We start from the raw sequence: 19,988 nt of genomic DNA, 5'->3' as shown, positions 1-19,988 counted from the left end.
CGAAGGAGCAGTTATGTGGGATTATTCAGAGAAAGTTAAAGAGCACTTCTTTAACCCAAGAAATGCCAAATTGGTTTCAGAGGCAAATGCACGAGGTGATGTGGGTTCGCTGAGTTGTGGTGACGCTCTAAGTTTGACTCTCAAAGTCGACCCAGAAACAGACATTATCCAGGATGCTGGTTTTCAAACTTTTGGTTGCGGCAGCGCAATCGCCTCTTCTTCTGCATTAACTGAGATGATCATTGGTAAATCCATTGATGAAGCGTTAGCTATCACTAACAAAGACATCGCCTCCTTTCTTGATGGTTTACCGCCAGAAAAAATGCACTGTTCGGTTATGGGGATGGAAGCATTGCGTGCAGCAGTCGCGAACTATCGCGGAGAAACATTGGAAGATGATCATGAAGAAGGTGAGCTGATTTGTAAGTGTTTCGCGATTGATGACCTTATGATTAAACGCGTGGTTGCCTCCAATAATCTCACCACTCTAGAGGAAGTCGTCAATTACACCAAAGCGGGCGGCGCTTGTACCTCTTGCCACGAAAAGATCGAATGGGTGTTGGAAGAGTGTTTGGCAGAAAGAGCAAAAGCCCCCGCCTTATCTAAAAATTCTAGCGTGAAACCTGCCATAAAACCGGTTGAAGCAAGCAAAGACTCTGGAGTTGATGTGTCAGTAAGTCCTGAGATCATTGCGCTGATTGAGAAAATTATCGAAGAAGTTCGCCCAGCAGTACAAGCCGATGGCGGGGATATCAGCTTAGTCGATGTGGAAGATTATGTTGTGTTTGTTTCACTCACCGGTGCGTGTACCGGATGTGGTTTGTCAGGTCTCACTCTGGCTAATGTTGAACACAAGATCAACCGAGCGCTGGGCGAGTCATATACTGTTTTTCCGGTACAAGAAGATCCACAAATGACCGCAAAGAAAGAGGGTACTTACAATGTCTAATATCCAACCAATGACCTATCTAGATAACTTTATTTACCTAGATAACAATGCAACCACTCGCATTGACCCACGAGTCTTGGACGTCATGATTCCTTATCTTGATGAATTTTATGGCAACCCTTCGTCTATTCATCGCTTAGGCGCTCGCGTGGGGCAGGCTCTGGAAATTGCAAGAGAACAGGTTCAGCAACTTCTTGGTGCGCAGTACTCAAGCGAAGTGATATTTACCTCTTGTGCTACTGAAGCGACCACAACGGCTATCTTGTCTGCATTGGAAGCCAACCCCGAACGCAGAGAAATCGTGACATCTGTGGTTGAACATCCCGCCACTTTACAACTTTGTCAAAACCTTGAACGCAAAGGCTACAAGGTGCATTGGATCGGCGTAGACGGTAAAGGCAATATCGATTTGGAAGCGTATGCCCAAGCATTAAGTGAAAACGTCGCGATTGTTTCGATGATGTGGGCAAACAATGAAACAGGCACTCTGTTTCCTGTGGAATCGATGGCAATGATGGCGAAAAGTGTCGGCTCACAAATGCATGTTGACGCGGTACAGGTGGCAGGTAAACGCATGATCAACGTGCATGAAACCGAAATTGATATGCTGTCGATTTCTGGTCACAAGTTCCATGCTCCAAAAGGGATTGGCGCTTTGTACTTGCGTCGTGGCACGCGTTTTCGTCCATTACTGCGCGGCGGTCATCAGGAGCGTGGTCGCAGAGCAGGAACTGAAAATGCAGCCTCTGCAATAGCGATGGGTAAAGCGGCAGAGCTGGCTTATCAAGCTATTGATACCGAGCTCCATCGCATCAAACTGCTGCGTGATCGCTTAGAGCAGGGTTTGCTTGCGCGCATTCCGAATACGTTTGTCACCGGTAATCCTAAACAACGTGTCGCCAATACCACCAATATTGCGGTCGAGTTTATCGAAGGTGAAGCCCTTTTGTTAATGATGAACCAAGTGGGTATCGCGGCGTCGTCTGGCTCTGCTTGTACATCCGGTTCATTAGAACCTTCACACGTGATGAAAGCGATGAAGATTCCATTCACTGCAGCACATGGCACTTTGCGCTTTTCGCTGTCTCGTTTTACCAAAGATGACGATATCGATTATGTGCTTGAGCAACTGCCACCGATTGTGCATCGCTTACGCCAAATGTCTCCTTATTGGGATAACGCCGCCAATGCGGGAAATGTTGAAGAGTTCGTTCCAACGTATGCCTAGCAAAAAGTTTGCTCTGATTGTGGAAGGAATCCCTAAAGGCTATTGGTGAGCAAATATGAGTAAGTAAAAGGATGGTGCGAGTATGGTTACAGGGATAGCAGAACCCATTCATAGGTCAGTCATTATTAATGACACCACGCTTCGGGATGGTGAGCAGGGACCAGGTGTAGCGTTCACCATAGAAGAGAAAATGCATATTGCGATGCTGCTTGAAATGGCGGGTGTGCCTGAATTGGAAGTGGGCATTCCCGCAATGGGAGCGGAAGAGCAATACGTCATCAGTTCAGTGTGTCACTCCCTTAGTACTGCGCGAACTATGGGCTGGTGTCGGATGCTAGAGCACGATGTTCATTGTTCTTCCGGTCTTGGATTAAATTGGGTGGATCTCTCTATTCCAGTCTCAAGTCAGCAGATCCGCAGCAAACTCAATCTGACGCCTAAAGCGTTGTTTGAACGCTGTGAAAGAGTGATTAGCCAAGCGTTAAATACAGGTTTGAAGGTTTGCGTGGGAATGGAGGATGCTTCGCGTGCAGACGTCGATATGCTTTATCGGGTTGCAGAAGTGGCGGAAAAATGCGGAGCAGGAAGAATCCGCTTTGCGGATACTAACGGCATCCTCGACCCATTTTCGACTTACCACGTTATCAGTCAGTTACATGCCCATACGGAGCTTGAGATCGAAATGCATGCGCACAACGATCTCGGGTTAGCGACGGCGAACTCCTTAGCCGCCATTCGTGCTGGTGCTGCGTCAGTGAATACTACGGTAAATGGATTAGGCGAACGTGCGGGAAACGCTGCATTGGAGGAGATCTCCGTTGCGCTTACCGTGTTGCAGCAGACACCGAGCAACATTGATTTGCGCCAGCTACCGACCATTTGCAATTACGTACATCTGGCTTCTGGGCGACCTCAAACAGCGCAAAAAGCGATCACAGGCGATGTGGTGTTCACCCATGAGTCGGGAATTCATGTCGATGGCTTGCTGAAAGACATCAATAACTATCAAGGTTTCTCGCCTTCGTTGATTGGGCGCGAACATCAACTGGTATTGGGCAAACATTCCGGAGTGAATGCCATTATGCGTATTTATCGCGATATGGGGATAATGCTCACTGAGTCGCAGTGCGAGCAGATAAAGCAGCAGCTTCGTGTTTGGTCTGAGCGGCGTAAAAGCGTTCCGACCACTGACGATCTGCTTGAGTTTGCCATTCATCACCAGCAAATCGCGTAGGGCTACAGGTATGTATTTAGAGTTAGAGAGTGATTTCACCGAGCAACTGGCGTTGTTGGAAACCGCAGAAGATTTTCTCGACTACTTCGTTGTGGATTACGACCCTGAGCTGGTGGAGAAAAAACATATACCACTGCTGCGCTTGTTTCAGAAGCTATTGGCTTGCAAACCAAACGCTGATTACGCCACTTATCAAAAGTCGCTTCGCTTAGCATATAAGCAAATAAGCCTGGGGCAAGAGCCTATTATCTCGGCCAGTGGTTGCGCGAGTTGTGCCTCCGATTGTAGTGAATCTGGTGAATAGGAGTGAACGAAATGGATATGGATTACGGCTTCGACACCGTGCGTTTTGCGCCAGGAAGCGAAGTTAGAATTGTGCGTAATATCCGTAATGACGGCAGCTTTCAGGACTTTGCTAAAGGGGACTTGTTAGTTGAAGCTGGAAGCGTCGGCATTGTTCGAAGTTACGGATATTTTTTGCAAACTCAGGTGATCTATCAGCTATTTATTCCAACGCAAAATCGGGTGATCGGAGTACGAGATAGCGAAGTGATCGATGCTGAATTGGCTTGGGTTCCATGTCTTTTTCGCTCATTAGACAAAGCCAAACTGACCTGTAGCTTGCGTATGTTTGGTGAACCATTAGCCAATAAGGGCGATGTGATTGAGGTTCACCGAGTCTATCGAGACTTAGACGATGGCACTGTGAGTTTCGAAGTTAAATTTGGTGCGCACTTAGTCAAACTCGATTCAACCCGACTGGAGCCTGTCGCTTAATTAGGGAGGAAAGCATGGAAGCTTATCAACGCAATTATTTAACCGCCAAAATCGCCACCGAGATGTACAAACTCAACCCTGAATGGCTTTCAAGCATGCAAAGAGTCAAAGTGGATGAACAGGTTGAACGTCTGTTTCGGGTACAAAAAGCCATCTTGGGTAGCAGTGAAGCAAATTTCGTTACTGTATCGGCACAAGATATCCAAACCGCTTTTGACAAGTTGGCAGAAGGGTATCAATCCTACAACGAATTCAAAGCCGCAATGCAGGGGCAGCATTTGACGGAAGGTCAGCTCAAGCAGGTTTTAAGTGAAGAACTGAAATGCGAAAAAGTGATGGATCTAGTCTCACAAGATATCCCAGAGCTTGATCAAGCCACGGCGCTGGAATACTTCAACACCCATCAGAATGAGTTTTCCCGTAGCAATGTGTGGGAAATGAGCCAAATTCTCATCACGGTTAACGACGAGTTTTCAGAAAACCATCGCGATGAAGCTTGGCGTCGTATTCACGATGTGAAAAAGCAGTGTGATTTCACAGCGTTCGGCACTTTGGCTATGAAATATTCTGAATGTCCCAGTGCCATGTCTAACGGCTATTTAGGGTGGTGCGAAGAAACCAAACTCTACCCGCAAATCGCAGCCTGTCTGTTTGAGCTCAAACACGGTGAAGTGAGCGAAGTGATTGAAACTGATCTGGGTTTTCACTTAGTGCGAGTACATCAATACAAGGGTGCGCGCACTGCAACATTTGAAGAAGCTTATCCGTTTTTGCAAAGAAAGCATGAGCAACGTGCGCGCGCATTTTTGCAAAAGCAGTGGATTAGCCAGCTATTGCACTCTGCGTCATTGTGTCGTTGAACCTGCGTTGTTGATGTTAGATAAGGATAAATAAATGAAAGGATTTCATCGCGTTACTGTCGGTTTTATTGTGCGTTCACTCTGTTTTGTCAGCCTGATGTTGGGTTCGCTATCTGTTGATGCAGAAGATGGCACTTTAGCGGTTGCCAATAATTTTTATGCTCCAATTCAAATGCTGGTGGATGACTTTGCCAAAGTGTCTGGTTTTCAACTGAGTGTCAGTACAGGTTCTACGGGACAGTTGTATGCCCAAATCGTCAATGGCGCGCCGTTTGATCTGTTTCTTGCAGCCGACACTGTCCGCCCAGAAAAGTTAGTCAATCAAGGATTAGGTTTCGAGCCGTTTGTTTATGCGAGAGGCGTATTGGTGCTCTGGTCGAAACAAGCTAACTATGACGTGAAAGAGCATATGTTGTTGGGTGATTATAACCACTTCGCGATCGCCGACCCTAAGCTTGCACCTTATGGCTTGGCGGCTCAACAAGCGCTAACCAAAATGGGTTTATGGGAGAGCATGACGCCGAAAATCGTGATGGGCAAAGGCTTGAATCCTACCTTTCAGTTCCTTTCTACAGGCAACGCGCAATTAGGGATGGTGGCTAAATCTCAAGTGTTTAAAAACGGTCAGCACATTGGCGGTTCATTCTGGGAGGTTCCAGTATCGGATTACGAGCCCATTGAACAGGCAGCGGTGACACTTAAATCCGGTGTTGATAAAGCAGCAATCAATGCTTTTCTGGAATACTACTCAAGTGAGCGTGCGCAGAAAATTGTCTCCAGTTTTGGTTACTTGCAGTAGTGGATTGAGCGGCACTGAAGGCAGAGGCAAAGCGCTATGTTAGTCGTCGATACGGTGGTGATAACAACCACACTCAAACTAGCCTTTGTGGTTATGGTGACACTGCTGCTGATTGGAGTCCCGATCGCTTGGTGGCTCTGCCATTCGACTTCGCGCGTGAAAGGTGTGGTGGAAGCCGTGTTGATGTTGCCATTAGTTTTGCCACCAACGGTTCTAGGTTTTTATCTACTTTTGTTGCTGGGACCTGTTGGTTGGGTTGGAAGAACATTAAATCAACTTGGTGTGGCTCAATTGCCCTTTACGTTCACAGGCATTGCTATCGCCTGTACCTTACATTCGTTTCCTTTTGTTATTCAGCCGCTTAGAAACTCGTTTATGGCGATCGGTCGCAGACCTATGGAAGTGGCCGCGACACTTCGCGCGTCACCTCTCGATACCTTCTTCAACGTCACCTTGCCCCTTGCGTGGCCGGGAGTTTTTTCCGCTGCCATCATGGGGTTCTGTCATACCCTCGGCGAGTTTGGCGTGGTGTTAATGATAGGCGGGAATATTCCGGGGCAGACTCGGGTTATGTCGGTTGAAATCTATAACAATGTCGAAGCGTTGGAATATCTTAATGCGCATATCTTGTCTGGCGGGCTAGTGGCATTTTCATTTGTCGCTTTGTTGCTGATTCATTGGTTAAACCAAAAACATCAACAAAGGCTAGGGTAGATGTCTATGCCCGTCTCTAGGTCGCACATTACTGCAGAGTTAAATATTCGTTATGCGGATTTCAGCCTAGACGCCAACCTGACTCTACCAGCGCAGGGTATTACCGTTTTCTTTGGTCATTCAGGATGCGGCAAGACCACCTGCCTCAGAGCCATTGCCGGGTTAGAAAAACTGGAGCAGGGCAAAGTATCTGTTGCGGGAGATGTGTGGCAGTGCAGTGATAGCCAACAATTTGTGCCTACTTATAAGCGCGATTTAGGCTATGTGTTTCAAGAGCCGGGCCTGTTTCCCCATCTAACGGTGGAAGCGAACTTGCAGTTTGGTGCAAAACGTATTTCGGCCAATAAGCGGCACGTCAGTTTTGATGAAGTGACACAACTTCTGGGTATCACTCCGCTGCTAAATCGCTATCCGGCTCAGCTTTCTGGTGGGGAAAAGCAGCGCGTTGCGATAGGGCGAGCTCTTTTGACAAGCCCCAAGTTACTGTTGATGGATGAACCACTATCCGCTCTGGATCAAGCGCGAAAGCAGGAGTTTCTACCTTATCTTGAACGTCTACACAGCGAGTTGGATTTACCCATTCTTTATGTAACTCATTCGATGCAAGAACTGGCACGACTCGCTGATCACATTGTGTTGTTTGATAAGGGTTCGATACTGGCGAGTGGCAGTGCCTACAGCATCATGTCAGACCCTAAATTCGATGCCTTGTTTGGCGACGAAATTGGCAGTGTGTTTGATACCAAAGTGGTTGCGATGCATGAAAATCGGATGACTGAACTGGGTTGTGACGGCTTAACCATATGGGCGGTTGGATACATTGCAGAGCAGGGTGTTAGTTATCGCTGCCGCATTCTGGCATCCGACGTAGGGCTTTCTCTTGAAGAGCCTAAGTTCTCCACTGTGCTAAACCGCTTTCGTGCAACCATTATCGATGTTCAGGCCACTCTTGCTGAAGATGGGCAAGCGCTGGTGGTGTTAGAGCTGGAAAATCAACAGCGTCTGCTGTCCAAAATTACCCTTAAATCGCTGTACGAACTTAACCTCACCCAAGGCTTAAAAGTATGGGCGTTGGTGAAATCGGTCGCGCTGTCTTGATGTCAGTTCAACTTGCATTTTGTTAGAACTCCAATAGTGTAGGGTTCATATGGAACATTGAGTAAGAATGCAAAATGGAAACAGAACAGCAATGCGACCTAAACGCCCAACTGATTGAATTTGAGTCCCAGCACTATCCGTTACTGATGGAATGGATTGATTCAGACGAGCTGAATTACCTTTGGGGAGGACCTCAGTTCGAATACCCGCTAACGGTTGAGCAACTTGATACGCACTATGGAAAACAAGCGCCATCACCGTTTTTATTTGTAGTGAATGACGAGATGGTGGGGTTTATTGAGTTATTTAAAGTGTCGGATTGCGAACAAAGGCTATGTCGAGTTTTTATTCACCCGACATGCCGAGGGAAAGGTTATGCGACCACAATGCTTGAGTTGGCTATTGCCAAAGCCAAAATGGCAGAGGGGCCGCAATCACTCTCTTTAGCGGTTTTCGCTCACAATCAGTCTGCTATCTCTTGCTATGAGAAGCTTGGCTTTAAGCCTTATGAAACGATCAGTGGCTTGCGCTTTTTTAAAGGGAAAAACTGGGATCTGATTAGAATGTCCCAACGTATATAGCGAGATAAACAGCTTTACGTTTTAAACCTTATTGGGTTTGTTGACGGATGCTGCCAATACCGAGAACAGCAAAATAGCTGCGCCTATCCACTGAATGTTTGACAGTGTTTCGTTTAGCCACATCATCGAGAACAGCGCGCCGAACAGTGGTTCACTGCCCATCAGTAGTGAGGTTTTGGTCGGTGAAATCTTCCTCACCGCATAGTTTTGTGCGTAGAACGCAAACAAAGTACAAAACAGAACCAAAAACGCAGTCACAAGCCAGAATTCTCTGTCCGTAGGGAATTGATATAACGGCTCTTGCGCTATCAAGCTTCCAACTAAATAAGCACTTACCGCCACTGCGAAAGCTTGTATGCAGGTTAATGTGGTGTTAGTTATCTGCTTTTTGTCAGTGAGCTTCTTGGTCATGGTCACCATTAAGGCTCTCAAAGCGGCGGCAGTGAGAATGCAGAGATCGCCACTATTGAGTGAAATACCCAAATCTTGATGGTATGTCAGAAGCAGCACACCAACAGTACTGATCACCGACAGCAACATCAGGCTTTGGCTCGGTTTGTTTTTGCTGAGCAGGCTATCGACTAAGGCGGTAAATATCACATTTAAACTGATAAGAAAGGCAGCATTCGACGCGGACGTCTGCGAAACGCCGTACACTTCGAAAAAGAAAATCAGCGCCAAGATAGCACCTGTTGGTATTGCCACTTTCCAGTCCCTGTTTTTGCCTTGCTTAAAATCTTTTAAAGCTAATGGAAGCAGCAGAAAACCCGTCAGCCCGAATCGGATAGCAATAAACATTGAGATGCTGGTATAGGCAATGGCTGTTTTGGTTAATCCGTAACTGGTGCCCCAAACAATCGCAACCATCAGTAGCAAAAGCTCTGGCATGGTAACAAACGATCTTCTCGTTTTAATGGCTAAGCTAGACATGGTTTCCTTCCTTCTAAAACAGTTCGAAATTGACTCAATCACTATCCACTAGTACGTTATTCGGAACAATATGACGATATGCAAAGGATTTTTGCGTTATGGACACGAATAAGCTCATTACCTTGTTGCCGGAAATGGCGATATTTGTGGTGGTGATTGAAGAGGGCAGTTTTTCAAAAGCGGCAGATAGGCTGGGGGTTGCGCCTTCTTCGGTGAGTCGTTCGATTGCCAAATTGGAGAATTCTCTCAACAAAAAGCTGCTTGAGCGCACGACTCGCAATATGCGGTTAAGTATTTCAGGAGAGCAGATATACAGTTTGTGTGTTGATATGCTCAAATCTGCGCGCTTGGCGACGGATGCTGCTTATTCGTCACAGGATGAAGTATCTGGAGAGATTCGAATTGCCGCTCCAAGAGCCTTTTCCAGCCAAGTTCTGTCACCCATCATTCTGGATTTTCTCCAGCAATACCCGAAGGTAACGGTGCACTTTGTTGTCGAAGACCATTTTATTGATCCGGTAGGGCATGAAGTGGATATGATCATCCACATTACAGAAAAGCCTGTAGAAGGCTTGGTCGCTAAAGTGCTAGGTACAAACCGATTGGTTTTATGTACAAGTAATGAATATTTAAATGAGCATGGTTACCCAACTGAGCCTGAAGAGTTGGCAAACCATCAATGCATTCGTTTGGGAGAGTCTACATTTGACCGAAAGTGGGAGTTCCGCAAAGATCAGACGATTCGCAGTGTATCGGTCGATGGGCGACTGGCGGTGAACCACACCCATATTCGCAAAGATGCAGTACTTCGGGGAATGGGGATTTCGATATTTCCTGAGTTCTCAATCGCTAAACTAGTTCAGTCTGGGGCGGTCGTAGAACTGTTCCCTGAGTGGGAAATACTCAGTCGTTATCAGGGACAAATTGTGGCTCAATACCCGCAGTCCCGATTCATTCCAAACCAGTTAAAAGTGTTGGTAGATTTTCTGCAGAGTCGGCTAAGTAGTTAAAAAAGATAGTTTTGTGCTTTATCGTTGAGTCTCAAGTGCTAGTATGGTTTTTTATTCGGAGATGTATTTCTAATGAGTAGTGAACACTTTAAAGGTAAATACGAAGTTGAACTGAAGTTCAGAATCTCGTCGAAAGCACTGTTTCTCGATGTTCTCAAGGGACTTCCTCATGAAACTATGCTAGAAGACGACGCTGAGCGAGACTGGTATTTCGATACGCCTGACAATGCGCTCCATGCGCAGAACAAAAGCTTATGCATCCGTACTATGGAGCCTTCAGGTATCAAGTTATGGATAGTCAAAGGCCCTGAAGCAGACCGATGTGAAGCGACCAATATTACCGATGCCGACAACGCGAAGAGCATGCTGCAAAATCTGGGATATCGCGTCAGCTTGCAGGCGATGAAAACGCGCAGCATTTACTTTGTGGGCAATTTTCATATTACTGTGGATTCACTGGACGGTATTGGTGACTTCGCAGAATTTGCCATCATGACGGATGATGAAAGTAAGCTCGAAACTTACCGCGTTGAGCTGCTGAACTTAGCGAGTCAGTTTGGGCTTGCTGAAAGTGACCTAGAGTTTAAGTCTTACAAACAAATGTTTGTGGCTAAGTCTGCAAACCCTTCGACATAGTGATCAGAGAATCTGACGAATATCAGAAGAGATATCACTGATCATCTGTCTGGCACTTTCATCTCGAAGCTGAACCAGATAGATGAATAGAAGATCGGTAATCACGTTCTGCGCACTTCTAGATGCAATAGCCGAGCTGCGGTTTTCCACTTCATCAGCAATGGTATCAAAGGTGATATCTGCTATCTGACGTAAGCGGCTTTTGTTCGGTGAGCCGATGTTGGGTGAACTAAGCGCTATTACTTTTGCGCCTTGTTCCATGGCCGCTTCTGCTGCAACCAGAATTTCTTTGCGCTCTCCAGAAAAGGAGATGGCTATCTGCACATCTTTTTCAGTCAGGGTTCGAGCAACTGCAATCTGCACATGGCTGTCTTGTTCGGTTAAGGCTGTGATGCCCAACTTCAAGAGTTTATAGCCGAGATCTTTCGCCGTCAGTGCAGAGCCACCGATACCGACAATTTGCACGGTACGAGCATCACTCAGCCATTGCGCCGCTTGATTACAGGCATCAAAAGAGAGTGCATTGGTGGTCTGAATCATGGCATCGGTTTTGGCTTTGATCAGCTTTTGTGCAATGACCGCAAGAGGGTCATCGGCAAATATCCCGCTGTGAAGCGGTGTCGAAGCAATTGCCTGCTTACGACCAATGTCTTCAGATAGTGCAAGTTTAAACTCACTGTATCCTTTGAAACCTAAGCGCTGAGTGAACTTAACGATCGTTGATTGGCTCACCTGTGCTTCATGAGCCACTTCTTGGCTCGTCATATATGCAGCTTTTGCGGCATTTTCAACAATCCAGTCAGCCACCAGACGACCACTTTGAGAAAGTTGACTGCGTTTCGCGATGATTTTATTGCTTACGGACATAACATAAACTCAATTATTTCGAATAAATTATTCCAAACCAGAAATAATGCCGCTTGATTATATCTTTATGTTTTTATGTAAATATTTTCTATTTCAAAAACGGTTGACCATTGTTTTGACAGCAATTATTCCACAATTTTACAGGTTAAAGAATAACCTTAACTGTGATTTTTGTCACCTTAAAGGAATATTTTATTCCATAGAATCGCCCTCAGATAAACCTAGTGAGTAATACCGAATGAAAATTGATTTAAGTCGATTGACTACTGAAAGCCGTAATCCAGCAAGCGCTGAGATTGATACCCTTTCAACCACAGAAATGCTGAAAGTGATCAACCAAGAAGACCAAAAAGTTGCGCTGGCAGTAGAAGCGGTACTTCCGCAGATTGCTCAAGCTGTAGATGCGATTACAGCAGCATTTGCCCAAGGCGGCAGGCTGATCTACATGGGCGCGGGTACTTCAGGGCGCTTAGGCATTTTGGATGCGAGCGAATGTCCTCCGACTTATGGTACATCTCCGGATATGGTTGTCGGTCTGATTGCTGGTGGTCATCAAGCGATTCTAAAAGCAGTAGAAAATGCAGAAGACAACCGAGATTTGGCACAAAGTGATTTAAAAAATCTGAACTTAACCAACAAAGATGTGGTGGTAGGAATCGCCGCAAGTGGCCGTACGCCTTATGTATTGGGTGGTTTAGAGTACGCGACGCAAGTTGGGGCAACCACGGTATCTGTGGCGTGTAATCCTGTGTGCGTAATGGCAGACGCGGCGCAAATTGCGATTCTTCCTATTGTTGGTGCGGAAGTGGTGACAGGCTCGTCACGCATGAAAGCGGGTACAGCGCAAAAGCTAGTGCTGAACATGCTGACAACAGGCGCGATGATTCGCAGCGGCAAAGTGTTTGGCAACCTGATGGTGGATGTTGAAGCAACTAACGCCAAACTCATTCAACGCCAAACCAACATTGTGGTGGAAGCGACAGGCGCATCGAGTGAAGAAGCGGAACAAGCACTCAACGAATGTGGTCGTCACTGTAAAACCGCCATTCTAATGATTCTTGCAGGGCTGGATGCCGAAAAGGCAGCCGCCAAACTTCAGCAGCACAAGGGTTTTATTCGCGCTGCACTTAACGATAAATAATCTTCTCTGCTAATTAAGGACTCTTTTATGGCAAAGATTACCGAAACAATGATATCGCAGATTCTCTCTGCGGTGGGTGGTAGCAGTAATGTCAGCAAATGCGGCAACTGTATGACTCGTCTTCGTTTGACTCTGGCAAACAATGCGGTTGCTGAGCAAGCTGCGATTAAACAAATTCCGGGCGTGCTTGGCGTAGTAGAAAGTGACGAGCAGTTCCAAATCATCCTTGGTCCTGGGAAAGCACAACAAGCGGCGGATTTGATGAATCAGCTGATTGACAGTTTAACCGCTGGCGGTGAAGCGCCAGCACATCAAGACTTATCTTCGATTGCCGCAGAGCAGAAGAAACAAGTTAAAAGTAAACAAACCGGTTCAGTGCAACGTTTTCTAAGCAAATTTGCGACTATTTTTACTCCACTGATCCCTGGTTTTATCGCAGCTGGTCTGCTGCTTGGCTTCGCGACTTTGCTAGAGCAAATCTTTGTTATTGGGCAAGAGCCTAGCCAGTTTATGGTCGACTTGATTGCCTACATGAAGGTGTTTGGTAAAGGTCTGTTTGCTTTCCTAAGTATTCTGATTGGTTACAACGCTCAGCAAGCTTTTGGTGGTTCAGGCGTCAACGGAGCGATTCTCGCTTCATTGTTTGTGTTGGGCTACAACCCAGAAGCGACTTCTGGCATTTATTCGGGAATGAGTGAGTTCTTCGGTTACACCATCGACCCGCGCGGCAACATCATCGGTGTTCTGTTGGCTGCAATTGTTGGTGCTCAGGTTGAACGCAGAGTTCGTCGTTATATGCCTGATGATTTGGATATGATCCTAACTTCAGTGGTGACTCTGCTTATCATGGGTGTAGTGACTTATGTAGTGATCATGCCAATTGGTGGTGAGCTATTTAAAGGCATGTCTTGGTTATTCTTGAACCTGAATGACAACCCACTTGGCGCTGCAATCTTGGCGGGTCTGTTTCTGATATCAGTTGTGTTTGGTATTCACCAAGGCTTTGTGCCTGTCTACTTCGCGCTTATGGAAGCTCAGGGTTTTAACTCTCTGTTCCCGATTCTAGCAATGGCAGGTGGCGGTCAGGTTGGTGCAGCACTGGCTCTTTATGTGAAAGCGAAGAAAGAAGCGGTACTGCGTACTCAGATTAAAGGTGCGATTATCCCGGGTATCTTGGGTATCGGCGAACCGTTGATTTACGGTGTGACACTGCCTCGCGTGAAACCATTCGTGACAGCGTGTATTGGTGGTGCAGCTGGCGGCTTCTTTATTGGTTTGGTCTCTTACCTAGGATTACCAGTGGGCTTGAATACGGTGTTTGGACCATCGGGCATTGTCGCGATTCCTCTGATGACCTCTCACCACGGCATTTTCACCGGCATGATGGTGTTCGTCACTGGTTTGGTAATCTCTTACATTGTCGGCTTCCTGAGCACTTACTTCTTCGGTAGCAAAGACATCGATTTAAGCTGATTCATTCACCCCTATAGGAATGAAATAGCGGCGCCTTTGAGAAATCAAAGGCGCTTTTTTATGCAGAAAAAAAGCGGCTTATGCCGCTTCTTTCTATTAAACCCGAAGAAGGTTGAAGGTATTACAGAGCGAGCTTGAGGATTTCTACCACGTCATCGGGAGTGATGTCGCCGTGTTCACCAAGCGCTAACATGCCGTGTTCGATAAGTTTTTGCTTCACCGATGGAATGGCTGATTCATCCAACCCGTAAGCAGAAAGCGTGGTTGGGTTGCCCATTAGCACGAAGAACTCTTCCGTCTTTTGAATCGCAAGTTCGATTTGCTCGTCTTCATTACCGGAAATGATATTTAGAACTCGGTTTGCGTACTGAAGCAGTTTGCCTTTCTTTTGCTCCTTTTTGTAACGCCACAGTGAGGGCATTACAATTGCCAGTGTTTGCGCGTGATCTAAACCGAATAGTGCAGTGAGTTCATGGCCAATAGCGTGAGTAGCCCAGTCTGACGGAACGCCATTTTTCAACGTGCCGTTCAGAGCCATTGTCGCCGTCCACATTAGGTTCGCACGCACTTCATAGTCGTTTGGCTTTTCTAGTGCAGTCGGCCCATCTTCTAGAATATTCAGCAGCAAGCTTTCAGCAAAACGGTCAGAGACTTTCGCGTTTACAGGGTAGGTCATGTACTGTTCCATGATGTGAACAAAACTGTCTACCGCACCATTTGCTATCTGGCGAGCTGGGAGAGAATAGGTAGTTTCTGGGTCGAGAATAGAGAACGCAGGGCGAACCAAATCAGAGCCGAAAGAGAGCTTGTCCTGAGTTGCTGCGCGCGTTACCACACTGTTACGGTTCATCTCTGAGCCCGTGGCCGGAAGCGTCAATACGCATCCTAATGGCAGTGCTTTCTTCACGCAGTTACCACCGGTTGTAATGATGTCCCAGTAATCACCTTCATAACAGGCTCCCGCAGCAATAAGCTTGCTACCGTCAATCACTGAACCACCACCCACAGCAAGGATAAGGTCTACCTTCTCTTGTTTAGCCAGTTCAATCGCTTTAGTCAGCGTTTCATAATGTGGGTTTGGCTCAATACCGCTGAATTCAAATACGGTGCAATCTTTAAGTGCATTGATGACTTGGTCGTAGACACCGTTTTTCTTAATGCTGCCGCCACCGTAGGTCATGAGGATTCGGCTGTTCGGTGCGATTTCTTGCTTTAGAGTCGCAATCTGACCTTTACCAAAGTGGACTTTAGTGGGGTTGAAGTAAGTAAAATTATTCATCTTGTTTGAACTCATTGAACGTGAAAATTGAAGCGAATTGCCTGTTCGACAAAATCTCTGAGTACCTGATTATACTCATTGAGCCAGTTTATTGGGTGTTTTTGTCAGTAATTTATGCTTAATTTTTATGGCGTCGATATAGGAAAGAACTGAGTAGCAGCATGGGCTGAAGAGTAATAATGAAGGAGAATATATGTTTGATGAAATAAATATATTTGAAATATATGAAAATAACGCTGTCTATTTAGCACACAAGGTGTATAGTAGCTGCAGCTCTTAAGCATGAGCTATTAATGAAACATTAAGTACAAGTCTCTTCTCAGTTCTCTTGCGATTTTCTCGTCATATTCCTGCGATAACTTTTCTTCATATTCCATAAAGTAGTTTTTGTTTACGACTTTTAATTAATTTTATCGAGGTATATATATGTCTAACCAAACAACTGGTTCTGTAAAGTGGTTCAACGAAACTAAAGGCTTTGGCTTTATCACTCCTGATAACGGCGGCGCTGATGTATTTGTTCACTTTAACGCTATCGCTGCTGAAGGCTTTAAAACGTTAAACGAAGGTCAAAAAGTTAGCTTCGTAATTGAGAAAGGCAACAAAGGCCCTCAAGCTGCTAACGTATCACCACTATAAGTTTTAAAGTAGGAGGTGTCGCCATCACCTCCTATTTCTTTCCCAAAGATCCCTTCCCCTTATTTAATTCCACTATCTGAAGTATTTTATGACTAGAAGAACAAGTCGCCAGCTTTACTGGTACTATAGCAAGCGCGATAAAAAATCCGCTAAGGATGCATATCCGTTTGTTTAAAATAGATTTTCACTTGCACCAAGAAAATGTACAGTGGTCTGCCAAGATCCATCAGCTCAATAGCGATGTGTTAAAGAGACACACTTTAATTAAGCTCCAAACATTCGAAGATGATCTTCACTTTTCATTTTGTGAAACAACAAATGAAGGTGAAATATTTTCTAGCCAAGGGCACCAATTAGGAACTTTTTTAGTTCACTAATTATTGATGAGCAAGAAGAAGCATGAATAAAAGCAAACAAACTAAGACAAAAGCTAAGAAAAAAATTCAAGAAGAATCCATTGTTGATAAAAAACCATCGTTAAATGAAACAAGAAGAAAAATTGAAGATATTTTGTTAGAAAGAGAACAAGAAAAATTGTTCAATCTTTAAATTTGCACATTATTACTGCTTCTTAAAACTGCCGCGTAAGTAGGATGGAATTCTATTGCTAAAACATTTATATGTTTTTAGTTCGGATGCCATCGTCATGTATAAAAAATTGATATTCACTCTCCAGATTTCAATTTTTGCCCTATCTAGTGTCAAATCCCCTTAGTTTTCAATTCCAAGTATTACTAAAAACTCTTTATTCTTTTCCTTAATTTGTCCTTCTTGCCTCAATGTCGAGCTATGATAAACGTGACATGAATCGAAAAAGAGAGGTGAGCATGGCAAAAACACAACAGTTGATTGAAGGTCCTATCAATAAAGCGCTTTTGTCACTCGCCATTCCGATTGTTTTCGGACAGCTTTTGCAGTCAGCCTATCAACTGACGGATGCTTTCTGGGTTGGCCGTTTGGGCGCTAACGAAGTGGCTGCCGTTTCAGTGAGTATGCCAGTAACTTTCCTTGTGATTGCTTTAGGTGCCGGGCTTGCAATGGCTGGCGCGACTCTGACCGCTCAATACATGGGAGCAAGGCAGTACGACAAGGTAAACCATGTTGCGGGGCAAACCATGTTGATGGTGTTTATTACCTCCGTTGTTTTGGGCTTTCTTGGCTATTTGCTTTCACCTTACTTCTTGAAGTTATTGGGTGTTGAAGAAGCCGTATACACCAATGCTCTCAGCTTTATGCGCATCTCTTTTGTTAGCGTGATTTTTGTCTTTGTCTACAACATGTTTCAAGCGTTGATGCGAGGCATTGGGCAAGTCAAAGTACCGCTTTATATCGTGCTTGGTACAGTGCTGCTTAACTTCGTGTTAGATCCATTGTTTATTTTTGGTATCGGCAGCTTCGATGGTTTAGGTGTATCCGGCGCGGCGCTGGCAACGCTTGTCACTCAAGCTCTTGCTGCTCTCACTGGTTTTTATATTCTTTCCAAAGGCAAACACGGCATTCATTTAACATGGCGAGATTTATCGCCTGACTGGACCTACATCAAACGCGCTTTCTTTTTAGGTGCTCCGGGTTCGGTTGAGCTTTCAGCACGTGCGCTGGGACTGATTACTATGTCATTTTTAGTAGCGAGTTTCGGAACTGTAACGATAGCCTCGTATGGGGTGGGTTCGAATATCCTCCAGTTGATCACGATCCCTGCGATGGGGTTAGCGATGGCTGTATCTACTCTTGTTGGACAAAACTTGGGTGCTAACCGAGTTGATCGTGCTGCGAAAATTACCGTTATTGGCTCGGTTTGGAGTTTTGTCATGTTGACGGTTATCGGTGTGTTTGCGTATTTATTAGCACCAAACGTGGTGAGATTTTTCATCCCCGACAATCCGCTAGTGGTTGAACAAGGTGCCGAGTTCCTCAAAGTAATGTGTTTATCTTGGGGCTTCATTGGTGTTCAGCTTTCGATCATGTCGGCGTTTCGTGCTTCGGGAAATATGACCAACAGTATGATCCTGTCGTTACTCACTCAGTGGGTGTTCCAGTTCCCTCTGGCCTATATTCTTTCTAAACATACCTACTTAGCTGAAAAGGGCATTTGGTGGTCTTTTGCTGTTACCAACATACTTGTCGCACTGGTCGCTGTGGCTTGGTATGCGCGTGGAAGCTGGAAGAAAACCCGTATTATTGAACAAGACGATATTGAAACGTTGGCAACTTCGGAAGAAGCTCTGATCGAAGTAGGCGAAAGAAGAGCTTAATCGTTTGTCAGCATTGGCTTAATCAGCCTACGTACATTAGAGTTTACTGTTTTGTTAGTGGTAATCTAGCGGTGTATTTTCTCACCTATAAGTTACTGCTTTCTCATGCAAAAAATTATCCCAGCTCTGGCTTTATCGCTGTTGCTTTCAGCCTGTGGTGGCGAAGAGTCGGACTCTCCAGATACGAATACTTCCGAGACAACTTCCGCCTTTGCAACGGATGTTGTGGATAGCATGACTAAAGCAAACCAAGCTACCTTGTTAAACGCTTCTCCTGATGCCAGTTGGTCGAAAACGGGGCATATTACTCAAGGGCTACCTAGAGGAGATGCTGCACCCGCATGGTGGGCGGATTCCGTACTTGATGGCAGCCTGAAAACATCCGACTCATGGAATGCACTCACGGGCTGGTTCACTGTATTTGAATCAGTAAACAACATCGATAACAACGTAAAGGTCTATTACAGCGATTTCGAAGTTTGGCTGCTCAGAGGCAGCGATGTAAACCATGCTTTTGGGGAAAAATTAGCAGTCACACCAACCAGTTGGGCTTCGTATTACGACTCCGATATTGTGACTTGGCTGGGCAGTGCGTTACCTAATGACAGTTCTGGCTACTACGAGTTTCAGCATCCGGATATCTTGCATGGTGGAAGCAGTAAAGTCGCTTTCGATGGAAATAATGTGCTTGGTGTATTTGTACGTACGCAAGCTTGGCTTGATAGTGCAGATGCGGATGCCGAACTGTTGATGAGTATTGGTGTCGATTATTATCCAACGTCGACCAGCTCTGTTTCGAAAGGGGATTTTGCGGATGCAAATTATCTTCCTGGAGCGGGCAGCAGCCGATTTGTCTATCTCACAACAGAACCCAAATGGTTCACGATGGCAAACGTCGCCGACGATGCGTTGGTCAATGTCGATAAATCCAGTCCATTTGTCCAAAGTGGCGGCAAGACCTATTTAACCATTGAAGAATGGATGAACAATCATCCACCCCTTGATGAATAAATCGCTATCAGTTTGGTGTCTCTACTTCACCAGACCACTCTTCAGGATTGGTCAGGCGAGTTTTGTCCTCAAAGGTTTCTGCTCGAATGTCCTGCGGGTTGTAAATGGCACATGAGTCCATCGATAAACAACCGCAACCAATGCAACCACCAAGATCATTTTTCAACGCTTGTAACTGTTGAATACGGTGTTCGAGCATCGCACTCCAACTCGAAGCCATTTGCTCCCACTGTTGACGGCTGGGTGCCTGATGCTTCGGTAAATCTGCCAATGAGGCAGAGATCTCTTCTAACGTCAGTCCGACCATCTGCGCCGCTTTAATCACGGCGATTCTTCGCAGAACATTTCTATGATATCGGCGTTGGTTGCCCTGATTACGCCAACTGAAGATCAGCCCTTTTTGTTCGTAGAAGTGCAGAGTGGAGACACTCACCCCAGATCGTTTAGCCACTTCACCGACAGTCATCTCCATATCTAACTCTCCATTTGCTCTCGCAATTTATCTAAATT

General features: G+C 45.7%; 22 protein-coding genes. 18 read left to right on the top strand and 4 right to left on the bottom strand.

The features are described 5' to 3' along the window. The first annotated feature begins 13 nt into the window (after positions 1-13). The 10 genes from nifU (at position 14) to P4S58_RS20580 (ending at position 8,240) form a co-directional block, all read left to right on the top strand. Complete coding sequence (gene nifU / locus P4S58_RS20625; RefSeq protein ID WP_337165508.1) at positions 14-949, top strand: Fe-S cluster assembly protein NifU; 936 nt, start codon at positions 14-16, stop codon at positions 947-949. Beyond that, positions 942-2,177 (top strand): cysteine desulfurase NifS, encoded by a 1,236-nt coding sequence (gene nifS, locus P4S58_RS20620; protein WP_337165504.1) that lies wholly within the window; start codon positions 942-944, stop codon positions 2,175-2,177. The genes nifU and nifS overlap by 8 nt, the downstream gene beginning before the upstream one ends. An 82-nt stretch (positions 2,178-2,259) precedes the next feature. Continuing rightward, the gene (gene nifV, locus P4S58_RS20615; RefSeq protein ID WP_337165503.1) at positions 2,260-3,411 is read left to right on the top strand and encodes a homocitrate synthase; all 1,152 of its coding nucleotides are present in this window, start codon (positions 2,260-2,262) and stop codon (positions 3,409-3,411) included. 10 nt (positions 3,412-3,421) lie between these two features. Continuing rightward, complete coding sequence (locus tag P4S58_RS20610) at positions 3,422-3,715, top strand: nitrogenase-stabilizing/protective protein NifW (protein WP_337165502.1); 294 nt, start codon at positions 3,422-3,424, stop codon at positions 3,713-3,715. Between the two features lie 11 nt (positions 3,716-3,726). Continuing rightward, complete coding sequence (locus P4S58_RS20605; protein WP_337165501.1) at positions 3,727-4,188, top strand: nitrogen fixation protein NifZ; 462 nt, start codon at positions 3,727-3,729, stop codon at positions 4,186-4,188. Positions 4,189-4,202: 14 nt separating this feature from the next. After that, entirely contained in the window at positions 4,203-5,048 is an 846-nt protein-coding gene (locus P4S58_RS20600) for a peptidylprolyl isomerase (RefSeq protein WP_337165500.1), read from the top strand. A 34-nt stretch (positions 5,049-5,082) separates the two neighbouring features. Beyond that, entirely contained in the window at positions 5,083-5,847 is a 765-nt protein-coding gene (gene modA, locus P4S58_RS20595; RefSeq protein WP_337165499.1) for a molybdate ABC transporter substrate-binding protein, read from the top strand. A gap of 36 nt (positions 5,848-5,883) precedes the next feature. After that, on the top strand, positions 5,884-6,561 hold the full coding sequence (gene modB / locus P4S58_RS20590; RefSeq protein ID WP_337165498.1) for a molybdate ABC transporter permease subunit: 678 nt from the start codon (positions 5,884-5,886) through the stop codon (positions 6,559-6,561). Then, complete coding sequence (modC, locus tag P4S58_RS20585; protein ID WP_337165497.1) at positions 6,562-7,659, top strand: molybdenum ABC transporter ATP-binding protein; 1,098 nt, start codon at positions 6,562-6,564, stop codon at positions 7,657-7,659. Positions 7,660-7,733: 74 nt separating this feature from the next. After that, a complete protein-coding gene (locus tag P4S58_RS20580; protein WP_337165495.1) occupies positions 7,734-8,240 on the top strand; it encodes a GNAT family N-acetyltransferase in 507 nt (168 codons plus the stop codon). A gap of 21 nt (positions 8,241-8,261) precedes the next feature. Here the strand turns inward: P4S58_RS20580 and P4S58_RS20575 are convergent, their stop codons facing one another. Continuing rightward, positions 8,262-9,170, bottom strand: a complete 909-nt coding sequence (locus P4S58_RS20575; RefSeq protein ID WP_042479424.1) for a DMT family transporter — start codon at positions 9,168-9,170, stop codon at positions 8,262-8,264. A 98-nt stretch (positions 9,171-9,268) separates the two neighbouring features. Here P4S58_RS20575 and P4S58_RS20570 point away from each other — a divergent pair, with 98 nt between their 5' ends. After that, positions 9,269-10,180, top strand: a complete 912-nt coding sequence (locus P4S58_RS20570) for a LysR family transcriptional regulator (protein ID WP_337165490.1) — start codon at positions 9,269-9,271, stop codon at positions 10,178-10,180. A 72-nt stretch (positions 10,181-10,252) separates the two neighbouring features. Further along, positions 10,253-10,816, top strand: coding sequence for a class IV adenylate cyclase (gene cyaB, locus P4S58_RS20565; protein ID WP_337165488.1), 564 nt, complete (start codon positions 10,253-10,255; stop codon positions 10,814-10,816). A 3-nt stretch (positions 10,817-10,819) separates the two neighbouring features. Here cyaB and P4S58_RS20560 read toward each other — a convergent pair whose 3' ends face one another. Then, positions 10,820-11,683: a MurR/RpiR family transcriptional regulator gene (locus P4S58_RS20560; RefSeq protein ID WP_102962341.1), complete on the bottom strand. Its 864-nt coding sequence runs from the start codon at positions 11,681-11,683 to the stop codon at positions 10,820-10,822. Positions 11,684-11,921: 238 nt separating this feature from the next. Here P4S58_RS20560 and murQ point away from each other — a divergent pair, with 238 nt between their 5' ends. Beyond that, on the top strand, positions 11,922-12,824 hold the full coding sequence (gene murQ, locus P4S58_RS20555; protein ID WP_337165485.1) for an N-acetylmuramic acid 6-phosphate etherase: 903 nt from the start codon (positions 11,922-11,924) through the stop codon (positions 12,822-12,824). A 27-nt stretch (positions 12,825-12,851) separates the two neighbouring features. Then, positions 12,852-14,297, top strand: coding sequence for a PTS N-acetylmuramic acid transporter subunit IIBC (gene murP / locus P4S58_RS20550; RefSeq protein ID WP_337165483.1), 1,446 nt, complete (start codon positions 12,852-12,854; stop codon positions 14,295-14,297). A gap of 121 nt (positions 14,298-14,418) precedes the next feature. Here the strand turns inward: murP and P4S58_RS20545 are convergent, their stop codons facing one another. Next, positions 14,419-15,576, bottom strand: a complete 1,158-nt coding sequence (locus tag P4S58_RS20545; RefSeq protein WP_337165482.1) for an iron-containing alcohol dehydrogenase — start codon at positions 15,574-15,576, stop codon at positions 14,419-14,421. Positions 15,577-16,002: 426 nt separating this feature from the next. On the opposite strand from P4S58_RS20545, the gene cspE reads away from it, so the two are divergent. The 4 genes from cspE (at position 16,003) to P4S58_RS20525 (ending at position 19,478) form a co-directional block, all read left to right on the top strand. Beyond that, positions 16,003-16,215, top strand: a complete 213-nt coding sequence (cspE, locus tag P4S58_RS20540; protein ID WP_042479407.1) for a transcription antiterminator/RNA stability regulator CspE — start codon at positions 16,003-16,005, stop codon at positions 16,213-16,215. A 399-nt stretch (positions 16,216-16,614) separates the two neighbouring features. Then, positions 16,615-16,764 carry a hypothetical protein gene (locus P4S58_RS20535; protein ID WP_171136973.1) on the top strand — a complete coding sequence of 50 codons (150 nt, stop codon included), beginning with the start codon at positions 16,615-16,617 and terminating at the stop codon, positions 16,762-16,764. 278 nt (positions 16,765-17,042) lie between these two features. Next, positions 17,043-18,467: an MATE family efflux transporter gene (locus tag P4S58_RS20530; protein ID WP_337165481.1), complete on the top strand. Its 1,425-nt coding sequence runs from the start codon at positions 17,043-17,045 to the stop codon at positions 18,465-18,467. 105 nt (positions 18,468-18,572) lie between these two features. After that, a complete protein-coding gene (locus P4S58_RS20525; protein WP_337165480.1) occupies positions 18,573-19,478 on the top strand; it encodes a hypothetical protein in 906 nt (301 codons plus the stop codon). A 7-nt stretch (positions 19,479-19,485) separates the two neighbouring features. Here P4S58_RS20525 and soxR read toward each other — a convergent pair whose 3' ends face one another. Continuing rightward, positions 19,486-19,950, bottom strand: coding sequence for a redox-sensitive transcriptional activator SoxR (soxR, locus tag P4S58_RS20520; protein ID WP_337165479.1), 465 nt, complete (start codon positions 19,948-19,950; stop codon positions 19,486-19,488). Between the last annotated feature and the right edge of the window lie 38 nt (positions 19,951-19,988).

The organism is Vibrio sp. Hal054 (assembly GCF_037162405.1).
Taxonomy (GTDB): Bacteria; Pseudomonadota; Gammaproteobacteria; order Enterobacterales; family Vibrionaceae; genus Vibrio; species Vibrio diazotrophicus.
Note: the sequence above shows the minus strand (reverse complement) of the source record. Positions and strands in the feature narration are given on the sequence as shown.